This window comes from Mycobacterium sp. (genome assembly GCF_035603715.1).
Taxonomy (GTDB): domain Bacteria; phylum Actinomycetota; class Actinomycetes; order Mycobacteriales; family Mycobacteriaceae; genus Mycobacterium.
Window position 1 is genome coordinate 1 of the sequence record NZ_DATNJW010000674.1, and the last position, 11,817, is coordinate 11,817.

11 protein-coding genes and 1 tRNA gene are annotated in these 11,817 nt (G+C 64.7%); 5 read left to right on the forward strand and 7 right to left on the reverse strand.

Annotated elements, in window-relative coordinates; all coding sequences use genetic code 11:
* Positions 1 to 6 precede the first annotated feature (6 nt).
* The 4 genes from VN856_RS27070 to VN856_RS27085 all read right to left on the reverse strand — a co-directional run bounded on the left by VN856_RS27070 (position 7) and on the right by VN856_RS27085 (position 4,709).
* Positions 7 to 1,416, reverse strand: coding sequence for an FtsW/RodA/SpoVE family cell cycle protein (locus VN856_RS27070; RefSeq protein WP_325695055.1), 1,410 nt, complete (start codon positions 1,414 to 1,416; stop codon positions 7 to 9).
* The gene (locus VN856_RS27075; RefSeq protein WP_325695057.1) at positions 1,413 to 2,885 is read right to left on the reverse strand and encodes a PP2C family protein-serine/threonine phosphatase; all 1,473 of its coding nucleotides are present in this window, start codon (positions 2,883 to 2,885) and stop codon (positions 1,413 to 1,415) included. The genes VN856_RS27070 and VN856_RS27075 overlap by 4 nt, the downstream gene beginning before the upstream one ends.
* Positions 2,882 to 3,349, reverse strand: coding sequence for an FHA domain-containing protein FhaB/FipA (locus VN856_RS27080; protein WP_325695059.1), 468 nt, complete (start codon positions 3,347 to 3,349; stop codon positions 2,882 to 2,884). The genes VN856_RS27075 and VN856_RS27080 overlap by 4 nt, the downstream gene beginning before the upstream one ends.
* A 115-nt stretch (positions 3,350 to 3,464) precedes the next feature.
* Positions 3,465 to 4,709, reverse strand: a complete 1,245-nt coding sequence (locus VN856_RS27085; RefSeq protein WP_325695061.1) for an FhaA domain-containing protein — start codon at positions 4,707 to 4,709, stop codon at positions 3,465 to 3,467.
* A gap of 235 nt (positions 4,710 to 4,944) precedes the next feature.
* Here VN856_RS27085 and VN856_RS27090 point away from each other — a divergent pair.
* The 3 genes from VN856_RS27090 (at position 4,945) to VN856_RS27100 (ending at position 7,823) form a co-directional block, all read left to right on the forward strand.
* Positions 4,945 to 5,027: transfer RNA gene (locus VN856_RS27090), tRNA-Leu, on the forward strand.
* A gap of 216 nt (positions 5,028 to 5,243) precedes the next feature.
* A complete protein-coding gene (locus VN856_RS27095) occupies positions 5,244 to 5,666 on the forward strand; it encodes a DUF4352 domain-containing protein (protein WP_325695073.1) in 423 nt (140 codons plus the stop codon).
* Between the two features lie 1,053 nt (positions 5,667 to 6,719).
* Positions 6,720 to 7,823 (forward strand): cytochrome P450, encoded by a 1,104-nt coding sequence (locus VN856_RS27100; protein WP_325695063.1) that lies wholly within the window; start codon positions 6,720 to 6,722, stop codon positions 7,821 to 7,823.
* 173 nt (positions 7,824 to 7,996) lie between these two features.
* Here VN856_RS27100 and VN856_RS27105 read toward each other — a convergent pair whose 3' ends face one another.
* Positions 7,997 to 8,347, reverse strand: coding sequence for a DUF732 domain-containing protein (locus VN856_RS27105; protein WP_325695065.1), 351 nt, complete (start codon positions 8,345 to 8,347; stop codon positions 7,997 to 7,999).
* A gap of 263 nt (positions 8,348 to 8,610) precedes the next feature.
* Between VN856_RS27105 and VN856_RS27110 the strand changes: the two genes are divergently transcribed.
* Positions 8,611 to 9,609 carry a LysR family transcriptional regulator gene (locus VN856_RS27110; protein ID WP_325695067.1) on the forward strand — a complete coding sequence of 333 codons (999 nt, stop codon included), beginning with the start codon at positions 8,611 to 8,613 and terminating at the stop codon, positions 9,607 to 9,609.
* Between the two features lie 267 nt (positions 9,610 to 9,876).
* Entirely contained in the window at positions 9,877 to 10,758 is an 882-nt protein-coding gene (locus tag VN856_RS27115) for a TIGR03854 family LLM class F420-dependent oxidoreductase (protein ID WP_325695074.1), read from the forward strand.
* A 12-nt stretch (positions 10,759 to 10,770) separates the two neighbouring features.
* Here VN856_RS27115 and VN856_RS27120 read toward each other — a convergent pair whose 3' ends face one another.
* Positions 10,771 to 11,103, reverse strand: a complete 333-nt coding sequence (locus tag VN856_RS27120; protein WP_325695069.1) for a GNAT family N-acetyltransferase — start codon at positions 11,101 to 11,103, stop codon at positions 10,771 to 10,773.
* 6 nt (positions 11,104 to 11,109) lie between these two features.
* A partial coding sequence (locus tag VN856_RS27125) for an acyl-CoA dehydrogenase family protein (RefSeq protein WP_325695071.1) occupies positions 11,110 to 11,817 on the reverse strand: 708 nt, incomplete at its 5' end.

The following is an 11,817-nucleotide window of genomic DNA, read 5'->3' on the forward strand; positions in this document are numbered from 1 at the left end:
AGGTGTTCATACCTTCTCGATCACCTCGGTGTGCGCGCCCGCGATCGGCGACGTGTTGCGCTGCGTCGTGCGGAATGGCCGGCGGGCCGCGTGCGAGATGCGCACCAGCAGCGCCAGCAGGATGTAGTTGGCCACCAGCGACGAGCCGCCGTAGGACAGCCACGGAGTGGTCAGCCCGGTCAGCGGGATGAGGTTGGTGACGCCACCGACGACGATGAACAACTGGATCGCCAGCGTCGACGCCAGGCCCGCGGCCAACAGCTTGCCGAAGCTGTCCCGCACGGCGATCGCGGTGCGCAGCCCCCGCACGATCACGATGGTGTACAGCATCAGCAGGCCGGCCAGGCCGACCAGGCCGAGCTCTTCACCGAACGCTGCGGTGATGAAATCCGTTGCGGCAGCGGGCACGGTGTCCGGCTGACCGTTGCCCAGCCCGGTGCCGAACACGCCGCCGGTGGCGAAGCTGAACAGCGACTGCACGATCTGGTAGCCGGCGCCGTCGGGGTCGGCGAACGGGTCGAGCCAGGTCTGCACGCGCACCCGGACGTGGGCGAAGGCGAAGTACGCCAGCACGCTGCCCAGAGCGAACAGCAGCAGACCGATGACTACCCAACTGAACCGCTGGGTTGCCAGGTAGACCACCACCAGGAACGAGGCGTACAGCAGAAGCGAAGTGCCCAAGTCTTTTTCGAAGACCATGACGGCGATCGACGCGGTCCACGCGCCCAGCAGCGGCGCGAGGTCACGAGGTCGCGGCAGGTCCATGCCGAGCACGTGCTTGCCGGCGCTGGTGAACAGCCCGCGCTTGGCGACCAGGACGGCGGAGAAGAAGATCAGCAGCAGGATTTTGGAGAATTCGGCCGGCTGAATCGAGAAGCCCGGCAACCGAATCCAGATCTTGGCGCCGTTTTGCTCGGACAGCGACTTCGGCAGCAGCGCCGGAATGGCGAGAAAGACAAGTCCGGCCAGGCCGCATACGTAGCCGTAGCGAGCGAGTTGCCGATGGTCCTTCAACGAGATCACCACGAACGCAAAGGCGCCGACGCCGACCAGCGTCCACAGGATCTGCGGGCTCGTGACCGCGCGGCCACTCCCCTCGGCTAGCCGCTCGTCGAGATCAAGCCGGTGAATCATCACCAAACCCAACCCGTTGAGTAGCGCCACGATCGGCAGCAGCAGCGGATCCGCATAGGGCGCATAGCGTCTGATGGCCAGATGCGCGACGGCGAACACCGCCAAGAAGCCGGCGGCGTAGGTGAGTAGCGGCCAGCCGATCTCGCGTTCCTGGTTGGCCTGCACAATCGCGAAAGCCGCCGCGGTGATCACCGTGGCGAAACACAGCAGCAGCAGTTCGGCGTTGCGCCGGTTCGGCAACGACGGCGTGACGGTGACCGGCGGCTGCGGCTGCGTGGTCATTCCGGAGTCCGGCAGTCGGTTCCCGGCTGCGGCGGCGGCGGGGACAGCGCTGTGACGGTCGGTGCGGCAACTGTCGGCGACGGGCTTGCCGGAACATCTTGCGGCGCCGGCATTTCCGCCCCGGGTACGGGTAGCTCGCTGGTGGTGGGTGGGGGCGGCGGTGTCGAAGTGGGCGGAGACTGGGCACGCGCGAGCGGGCAGAGCGGCAACAGCGACTCGGTGGCCAATCGACGCAGCTGCGCGTTGGCCTGATCCAGGGTGCCCACCGGCAGGCCGGCCGCGACTTGGGCGCGCGCCGACTCGGCGAGATCGGACGGCTTCATCAACTGGCAGTTATGGTTCGCGGCGGCCTGGCCGTAGGGGACGACCGACAACTGGTTGAGGCTGTTCAGGCAGCCCTGCGAATACGGCTGGTGCAGCGGCACGCCCAGGATGGAAATCTGGATGCCCTGCATGATGGACACGGCGCCGTTGTAGGCGGTGACGTAGTAGTAACTCCGGATCACGGTGCGGCCGACGGCCAGCGCCGCGAGCACCAGCAGGATGGTCAGCGCGAGCCCGATCAACATCCGCCGTCGCGATTGCCGTGGCGGCGGAGCGGAGTCTATCTGCGGCACAACGCGTTTGGTGACCTCTTTGCGGGGGGTTATGGCCGATGCCCGGCCGGCTGAAGTGTTGGGCCGGGTCAGTTGGTCATGGACGTCGGAGTCACCGGACACCGCGCCCGCGATGATCGGCTGCGTCGGGCCGTAGTCGGTGTCGACGACGTCGGCGACCACCACGGTCACGTTGTCAGGGCCACCTCCGCGCAACGCCAGTTCGATCAGCCGGTCGGCGCTGTCGGTGACGTCGGGAATCTTCAGGGCGTCCAGGATGGTCTCGTCGCTCACCGGATCGGAAAGTCCGTCTGAGCAAAGCAGATAGCGATCACCGAGCCGGACCTCGCGCATGGTCAGGGTCGGCTCGACCTCATGGCCGGTCAAGGCCCGCATGATCAACGATCGCTGCGGGTGGCTGTGGGCCTCTTCCTTGGTGATCCGGCCCTCGTCGACGAGGGTCTGGACGAACGTGTCGTCTTTGGTGATCTGTGTGAGTTCGCCGTCGCGGAGCAGATAGCCGCGCGAGTCGCCGATGTGGATCATTCCAATCCGGTTGCCCGCGAACAGGATTGCGGTCAGTGTGGTGCCCATACCTTCGAGGTCGGGCTCCATCTCCACCTGGGCGGCGATCGCCGAGTTACCGGAATGCACGGCGGCGTCGAGCTTGGCGAGCAGGTCGCCGCCGGGCTCGTCGTCGTCGAGGTGGGCCAGCGCGGCAATCACCAACTGCGACGCGACTTCACCTGCGGCGTGACCGCCCATCCCGTCGGCGAGCGCCAGCAATCGCGCACCGGCATATACCGAGTCTTCGTTGTTGGATCGCACCAAGCCGACATCGCTGCGCGCTGCGTAGCGCAAAACCAAAGTCACGGGCGCAACTCAATTACCGTCTTGCCGATACTCACCGGCGTGCCAATGGGAACCCGTACCGCCGTCGTCACCTTCGCCCTGTCAAGGTATGTGCCGTTGGTCGATCCTAAATCTTCGACGTACCATTCCGAGCCTCGCTGGGAAAGCCGCGCGTGCCGCGTCGACGCGTAGTCGTCATTGAGCACCAACGTGGAGTCGTCGGCCCGCCCGATCAGCACCGGCTGACTGCTCAGCGTGATGCGTGCACCGGCCAATGCCCCTTCGGTCACAACGAGATAGCGCGCCGCGTTGCCGCGTTGGCGCGATGGCAGCAGAGTCCCGCGCAACGTCAAGCCGCGTCGCACCATCACCGCGCCGGTCGGTGCGTAGATGTCGGTACGCAGGATGCGCAGCACTGACCAGATGAACAACCACAACAGCATCAGGAAACCGGCGCGCGTCAGTTGCAGTACGAGTCCCTGCATCCGGCGTCCTCTCCGTCCTGGTGCCGCGTGCCTCACGTGCCCGGATATAGCAACGTCACGATACTTGGACGGCGGTCGCCGCGGGGTGAAGCCAATGCCTTCGCGCCCTACGGGCTCAGTGGATGTGGACGACGATCTCCGAGTGCCCCAACCGGATCACGTCACCGTCGGCCAACTGCCACTCCTGAACAGGCGCGTTGTTGACGGTGGTGCCGTTGGTGGAGTTGAGGTCGGACAGCAGTGCGACTTGGCCGTCCCACCGAATCTCCAAATGGCGACGCGACACACCGGTGTCCGGCAGCCGGAACTGTGCATCCTGGCCGCGGCCAATGACGTTCGGGCCTTCACGCAACTGATAGGTGCGCCCGCTGCCGTCGTCGAGTTGCAGCGTGACCGCCGAGCCCGAGGACGCGTAGCCGCCCTGTTGTCCGTAGCCGCCGTAGCCGCCGGCCTCCGCGGGCTGGCCGTAGTCGTAGTCACGCCCGGGCTCGGCGTATCCGCTGCCGCCACCGGGTGGAGCATAGGACTGGCCGTAGTCCTGTCGGCCATATCCGCCGCCGCCGTAGCCCTGGTCGTAGCCCGCGCCCTGTTCCGGGTAGCCGCCGCGCTGGTCCGGGTAGCCGCCCTGGTCGGGGTAGCCGCCGCGTGGGTCGGGTGCGCCGTAGCCGGGTTGTTCGGGGTAGCCGCCGCGGGGGTCTGGTGCGCCGTAGCCGGGTTGTTCGGGGTAGCCGCCGCGCTGCTGTTCGGGGTAGCCGCCAGGTTCCGGCTGGTACCCAGGACGCGGATCGGGCGGGGCATGCGGGTCGTCATGCGGATGCGCGTACGGGTCGTCGTAGTAGTCGTCGCCGGGCCGTCCCTGCCCCTGGCCGCCGCCGTAGCTCGAATTCTCACTCATCGCTGGTACTCCTGGTTCTGCGCTGAACGCACGATCTGATTGTGGCGGGGCGAGCTCGCCCGCTGTTGGCCGGGGCTCGACATCGGGGTTGACAGCGCCGCGGGTGCGGAACTGGCCGGTGTGCAGGTTCGCTGACTGCTCGATCCGGATGACCACGTCACCATATGTTTGCCACCCCTGTTCGCCGATGTATTCCGCCAAGTGCTTTGCGAAAGCGTCCGAAGTGAGGTCCGGGTCGGCGCCCACTTTCTGGTAGTCGTGCATACCGAGGGTAATGATGTATTCGTTGGGAGCCAAAAGGCGATCGCCTGCGGCAGGGCGAATTCCCTCGGCCGCTTCCCGGCGCAACATCGCCTCGACCTCTTGCGGGACGATCGATCCGCCGAAGACGCGGGCAAAGGCATCGCCGACGGAGACCTCGAGTCTGCGCTCGATGCGTTGGACTAGCCCCCTTTGGCTGCTCATGTGAAGCGCCCGCCTCAGTCCTTGTCTGTGGGTGCTGCACGGCGGACGTTGCTCCGGCGTGTCGCATCACGCGTGTCGTATCCAGCATGCTATCCGGCCAGCGCTGCGCAGCGGCACCTCCAGAACTCTGAGAATCGAATCGGGCCAGGTCAAACCGGCGTCCAGCGCGCTCGGCCGCACCGGTGCGGTTTGGAGATGCGCGCTACTACAGTGGTAGGCTCCACCGGTTGTTTTAGGGCGAGTGGCGGAATGGCAGACGCGCTGGCTTCAGGTGCCAGTGTCCTTCGGGACGTGGGGGTTCAAGTCCCCCTTCGCCCACAGAAATGTGGCTCATCACGTGGTGATCGCGGCGCGAGCGGTGCGCGTGCAAATACTCAGTAGCGGTGTCCCCGGGTTGGTAGGTCGTCGACTGGACCTACCGCTAGACGAACGAAAAGTGAACTGCACCAGAAGCACATAGTGCGCTGGCAGAACCTAAATACTGTTAGCCGTATGTCCTTCGGATGCCGTGGAAGGTTCGCCCCGTTGCTGTTCGTGCCAGTCATGGTGTTTCTCGCATCGTGCGGCTTCTTCCACCACAAGACTTCCGATTCAGCCGGGGTGGGTCAAGAAGTCGTTGACGGAAAGTTCGCGTTCATCGTCAACGACATCAGCTCATCTCCTACCTTTGCCTACACCAGTGCCCGGGGTGTCTGGTTGATCGTGTCGATGGCAATCAGGAATATCGGAACAGAGCCGCGGATTTTCGAAATGGCCGCTCAGTCGCTGAAGGAAAGCGATGGGCGCGGGCATTCGGCAGCCCTCATGGAACCGCAATCAGTCAACAAGATTGACCCAGGGCTGCAGGTGAGCGTCAGGCTGGCATTTGACGTGCCTCCGGGTGTGCGCCCCACCCGGATCTTGCTGCGCGAGTCGGCAGATACACCGGGAGCACGGGTGAATCTGGCGCAGTCGTAGATTTCATCCTCTACTCCACCCAGCTAACTGAGGCTGATCGGGCAAGTCCGTGCGGGCTACCGGGCATCGGCGTCATTGCCGCTCCACAGAGGAAAGCCTCAGATAACGCGCAGCGATTTCATAGCCGATGGATCGCTGCTGCCGATGCCTGGTTTTGTAAACTTTCTGCCGATGGACGGGCGCCGTAGTGCCATGACTCGGCGGCGAGAACACGCCGCGGCGGTCGTTTGTGCTTTGACCTTGTTTCTCGCGCTGGTTGCCGGGTCCGCGTTGCGCCCGCACTACACGACGAACAGTCTTCCGGAGCCGGCGGCGTGGGCCCATACCGTCAGGGATGTCCAGCCCGATTACAGCTACTCGCCTCCGCTCAGCGCTACACCAGCGTTGAAGTATCTGACATCCAGCAGCCGGGCTCATTCGGTCCCGATTTCGCGGAAGCCGTTTCGCTACGTGTGGATGACGCACGACTTACCGTCGAACTGGGATCCGCTGTCGCCGCAAACCGACTGGTCGGTGTTGCCGAAAACCTTTTCTGCAATGCGATTTGAGCCGCGCGGCGCCCCGTGGGGTGCCTCGACGGCAGACGCTGTCAACCGACATACATCATCCCTGTTCTGCATCATTCGCTGCTGAGGTCGGCCGAACGGCTCTCGTGTCGTTTGGCTCGGGCCTGAGCGCGTCAAGGCAGAACCACTCTCCTTAGCGCTGCGGCCTCGATACCTGAAGGCTGTCATCGGCCTGCGTGCGCGTGCTGAATCGGACGCGTGCATCGCGGGCGCTTCCGATGCGGCCAGACGACACGAAACCCTGCGCACCGGACCCAATTTTCGTGCCAACTCGCCGAACGGGTCATGGCTGTGCGCATCAGTTCGTCGGCCCTATCCGTCAGAAGCGAGAAATGAGATGCCCGTGAATAACGTTGCGCGAAAACCAATTTCAGAAGTAAGCAAACAACTTGGCAAGTATGCTAACGGCGCCTACGGCAGTAGCGCCTTTAGTAGTAGCGACCCGGCCGCCTTCCACTTGCCGCGACTGGAATTCACCGCTCTACCGATGGCGGCCGACCGCGGCGCCGGTTGGAAGATGTTGCGAGATGCCGGCCCTGTTGTATTTATGAACGGGGCTTATTACTTGACCCGCCGTGAGGATGTGCTGGCCGCGTTGTGCAGCCCGAATCTCTTTTCGGCGCATTTGGCGTTGCAGCCGCCCGGCAGTCCGGTGCCCGTGCTGCCGTCAGCGTTCGATCCACCCGAGCACACGCGTTACCGCAAGATCCTCCAGCCGTATTTCAGTCCGCAGGCTTTGATGCGGTCCAGACCCATCATGGAGAGCTATGCCGCCGATAGCATCACCGGCCTTGCGCGTCAGGGGAAGTGCGACGCGATGGCGGACCTCGCGCGGTTCTACCCATTCGGCGTCTTCATGGAGTTGTACGGGCTGCCCTCGAAAGACCGCGATGACGTGATCGCCTGGAAAGATGCCGCAGTGGATGGCAAGCCCGAGGGATATGAGCTGTTGTCGTACTTCGCCAAGGCGATCGAGGAACGCAGGCGGAATCCGGGCTCGGACATGCTGTCGCAAATCATGACCGGCCCTGGTGCTCTGACGGATCGCGAACTGCTCGGCATGTGCCATCTGATCGTGTTGTCTGGTCTCGACACCGTTGCCGCGGCGATCGGCTTCTCCTTGCTCGAGTTGGCGCGCAGACCGCATCTACGCAAGGATCTGCGCGAAAACCCAAGTCAGATCGGGGCGTTCATCGAAGAGATCGTGCGACTCGAGCCGGCGGCGCCGATGGCGGCGCGAGTCACCACCGACTTCGCCAAAGTCGGTGGCATGACGCTTCCGCCCGGTACGCCGGTGCGGTTGTGCACGGCCGCGATCAATCGCGACGGCCGCGACGAGATATCCATCGACCAGCTGGTCATGGACGGAAAAATGCACCGTCACTGGGGGTTTGGTGGTGGTCCGCACCGCTGCATTGGCTCTCACCTGGCTCGGGTCCAGCTGAGCGCGGTCCTTAACGAATGGCTAAGACAGATCCCCGATTTCGAGTTGCCGCCCGACTACGTCCCCGAAGTCAAGTTTCCGTCCGCGTATTTCGCACTCACGACGCTTCCGCTGAGCTGGACTCGACCGACAGCAGCGCAACACTAGATGCGGTGCCGGCGATCGCGGGCAGTCGCTCTTTCACGGGGCAGCTGCCCGCGTCGTCGACGAATAGCTCAGTTTCAACCAGCGGTAACCGAAATATGCGTGCGGCGATTGACGAAGAAGCGCCGCAGCGACAGCGCTGCCAAGGACCGCGTTATGTTGTAGGCCAACTGATTTCAGCTGGTGCTGTATGCCCAGTAGTCATACGAGCCGGCGGGCACCGGGCACAACTCGTGGTACGCGGCCAAGACGAACTGTCCGGCTTGGTCGCTGGTCAGTTGTGGATGGTCTTGCACCAGGCCTGCGGCTATCTGAGTCCCCGGCATCTGCCGAACCCACAGTCTCCTGCACACCTGGTAGCCGTCTTCGAGCATCGCCGGATCCGTTCCGGTGATGCCCGCCGCCCGTGCGGCGGCCAGGAAGTCCTGAGGTGTGGGGGGTGGCGGTACCGGGCTCGCGCTGGCCGGTGCGGCCAAACCTACTGCGATGACGGCTCCAACGGCACCGACGAGAACCTTTTCGATCATGACAACCCTCCCTTGTCGATTCACTATGCTTGATAGTCCGCTTCTCAGCGGGGCTCCGGTAGAGGGCTATGTGTTGTGGCATCAACCGATTTGGGTGTGACACCACCATCACCAGGCCGCAGGACCCTTGCTCAAGCATCCGCTCGGTGCACCGTTATGTGTTGTGATCTCAACCGGTTTGGGTGTGACCCAACGGGAACACGCTGAGGCGGGAGCTCAACTCCCAGCAACCCATAAGCTAGATGTGCTTCTATGGAGTGATTATGGTGCTCAGCGCTCACATGCCCGACCTCGGCTCGTTGGAGGTCTTCGTTGCGATCGCGCAGACGGGTAGCCTGGGTGGCGCTGCTCGCGAATTGGGACTTACCCAGCAGGCTGTCTCTAGAAGGTTGGCTGTACTGGAAGCCAAAACCGGTGTGACACTGGCTAATCGAACTACGCGCGGATCGCAGATCACTCCGGCAGGCACCTCTCTGGCCGAGTGGGCTGCACAGCTGCTTGAGGTAGCCCATGACATCGACACAGCGCTTGGCTCGTTGCGAAATGAGGGCGCTCAGCGGCTCACAGTGGTGGCCAGCCCGACGATAGTTGAGTACCTGATGCCGCACTGGCTGTTGTCGTTGCGCTCGGCGGCATCCGGGCGCAACGAAACGGTGCCCAGAATCGATCTGGCCGCGGCTAACAGCGCGCAAGCAACGGCGTTGGTGCGTTACGGTGCGGTCGATCTCGGCTTCGTGGAGACTCCACAACCGCCGGAGGGATTAAGACACTGCGTAGTCAGCACTGACGAGTTGGTCGTCGTAGTGTCGCCAAATCACGAGTGGGCGCGGCAGTCGCGCGCCGTGAGCGCGCTCGAATTGGCGCAAACACCGCTAGTGTGTCGGGAGCCCCGAGCAGGCATCCGTGATTCGCTCGCTGTGGCGTTGCGCCGAGCGTTGGGCGTGGAGGTGCAACAAGCGCCGCCAGTACTTGAACTACCATCCGCGGGCGCTGTGCGCGCTGCCGTTCTTGCGGGCGCCGGACCTGCCGCGTTGAGTCGGCTCGCCGTAGCCGACGATCTGGCAGCCGGCCGACTACGGGAAATCGCGGTCTCCCAGATCGATTTGCGCCGCGATCTTCGGGCGATCTGGCTCGGCGGATGCACCCAACCTGCCGGTGCGATCAAAAGTCTACTGACCCACATCCGTTGCTGCACAGAAGAGCTCAACCGCGACGCGAGCCGACGGCGGTCGAGCAGCGGACCACCGCAAAGCGGTTCGTAGAGCCCATACTCCTGAGCTGGGACGGTTCGCCGACAGATTGCATTCGACGGCTGGACGGCTGCAGCCAAGACCGGTTTCCGTGCCCTGCCGTCGTGGGCGAGCTCAACCAACGTCCCGGGCATCGGGCGGCTGAAACTCCCGAGAACCGACACACCAACGCAGTGTTCCGAATGAGGGACCGCCGCTACCGCGGCCGAGCTGCACGCTGTGCGCCTGCAAATACTCAGTGACGGGCACAACTGGCGGGTCGCCCGCGTTGGCATGGGAATGAAGGTTCGCTTTGGGATCAGTCTCGGCCTCAATACCCCTGCCGATCAGCTCGCGCCGATCGTCGATCATCTGGAGACCAGCGGTGTTGACTCGTTATGGTTCTCCGAACTCGTCTATTCACCGGCGGTCGATCCGGTGGTCGGCATGGCGTACGCCCTGGCCCGGACCGAGCGATTGAAGGTAGGGACGTCGGTGGCCGTGCTGCCGGGGCGCCATCCGGTGCTGGTGGCCAAGCAACTGGCCTCCCTGGCCGCCGTCGCGCCCAAGCGGGTCTTGCCGGTCTTCGGTCTTCGCTCGGCCATCCCCGCTGAGCGCGAAGTGTTCACGGTTCCCGACGGCGAGCGCGCGGCGGTGTTCGATGAGTCATTACGAATCCTGCGGGCAGTACTGGTCGACGAGCCGGCCAGCTACAGCGGCCGGTATTTCACGGTGACCGCGGCCGCCGTCGCGCCGCGGCCCAATCCCCCACTGGACATCTGGCTGGGCGGCTCGGCACCCGCGGCGTTTCGGCGAATCGGCGCGCTGGCCGACGGATGGCTGGGCAGCTTCCTGACTCCCGACGAGGCCCGGGCCGGCCGCCAGGCGATCGAGCGGGCGGCCGCGGAGGCCGGCCGGCAGATCGAACCCGATCACTTCGGCATCTCGCTGGCGGTCGCCGACGGCGAATTGCCGGCGGAGTTGGCCGCCGGGGTCCGTCGCCGTCGGCCTGACGTCGATCCGGCCGAGTTGGTGGCCGCCGGCTGGGGTCAGCTGCACCGTCAACTCGACGCATACCTGGATGCCGGCTTGACGAAATTCGTTATCCGCCAGGCGAGTCCGGGGCCGGCCGACGCGTTCATCGATCGGTTCGTCGCCGAATTGGCTGGCCGGGAGAACTGAGCAGCGCCCTCGCTAGAGCGTGTCCACCCAGCGCAGGATCTCCGGGGTGGCCTTGTCGGTGATGTCGCTGAACTCGGGATGCTTCTTGATATAAGCGGCCACCATCGGGCAGACCGGCACAACACGCTTGCCGTCCGCGCGGGTGGCCTTCAGCGCCTCGGCAACCAGAATGGTGGCCAGCCCGCGGCCGCCGAACCGCTCCTCCACTTCGGTGTGATAGAAAACCCGCTGGTTGCCGCGATCGGCGACGGCGGCGAGCCCGACAGTTTCGCTGTCGACGGCGATGGTGTACTTCCCCTCTGCGGCACTGACGGTGGTCTCAGCGCCGGTCTTATCGGTAGCCATAGCTAGTTATTTTCGCGGTGGCCGCAAGACCTGCATGGCGACCCGCATGAGCGGCTGGGGAACCCGGTCCTTGGCGGCCAGCGCCGCGTCGGCAACTCGGCCCCGCAACAGGGTGCCGCGGCCGAACACCCGATTCAGCGGACCGCCGGTCGGTTCGAGTTCGACGTGCAGCGGCGGCGCACCTTCGGTCGCGCCGAGAGCGGTGGAGATGACGATCCGCTGGATCTCGCTGGTGCCCTCGAAGATGGTGTACAGCTTGGCATCTCGGTACCACTTCTCGACCGGGTGGTCGTTGATGTAGCCCCAGCCACCCAGCGTCTGAATGGCTCGTTCGGTCGCGCGAACCGCGACCTCGCTGGCCGCCATTTTCGACATCGAGCCTTCCCCGCGCTCGAACGCGATCCCCCGGGCGGCCATCCAGGACGCCCGCCAGGTCAGCAGCCGCGCCGCGTCGATCTGGGTGGCGATCTCGGCGAGCGGAAAGGCGATGCCCTGATTGTCGATGATCGGCCCGCCGAACGCCTCCCTTTGGGTGGCATAGGTGGTGGCATATTCCAGGGCCGCTCGGGCGATGCCGATCGCCTGCGCGGCAACCATCGGGCGAGTCTGCTCGAAGGTGCCCAACGTGGCTGAGCCGGAGCGCTTTCCACCCGCGACGACCTCGCGCGCTTTGGCGAGCTTGTGCTCGAGCTTGTCCTGGCCGCCGAGTAGGTT

What these genes read in the sequence shown, in the direction of transcription:
- VN856_RS27105 (WP_325695065.1), bottom strand. Translation starts at nt 8,347, where the DNA reads ATGATCGAAAAGGTTCTCGTCGGTGCCGTTGGAGCCGTCATCGCAGTA.
- VN856_RS27085 (WP_325695061.1), bottom strand. Translation starts at nt 4,709, where the DNA reads ATGAGCAGCCAAAGGGGGCTAGTCCAACGCATCGAGCGCAGACTCGAG.
- VN856_RS27115 (WP_325695074.1), top strand. Translation starts at nt 9,877, where the DNA reads ATGAAGGTTCGCTTTGGGATCAGTCTCGGCCTCAATACCCCTGCCGAT.
- VN856_RS27110 (WP_325695067.1), top strand. Translation starts at nt 8,611, where the DNA reads ATGGTGCTCAGCGCTCACATGCCCGACCTCGGCTCGTTGGAGGTCTTC.
- VN856_RS27120 (WP_325695069.1), bottom strand. Translation starts at nt 11,103, where the DNA reads ATGGCTACCGATAAGACCGGCGCTGAGACCACCGTCAGTGCCGCAGAG.
- VN856_RS27100 (WP_325695063.1), top strand. Translation starts at nt 6,720, where the DNA reads ATGGCGGCCGACCGCGGCGCCGGTTGGAAGATGTTGCGAGATGCCGGC.
- VN856_RS27070 (WP_325695055.1), bottom strand. Translation starts at nt 1,416, where the DNA reads ATGACCACGCAGCCGCAGCCGCCGGTCACCGTCACGCCGTCGTTGCCG.
- VN856_RS27080 (WP_325695059.1), bottom strand. Translation starts at nt 3,349, where the DNA reads ATGCAGGGACTCGTACTGCAACTGACGCGCGCCGGTTTCCTGATGCTG.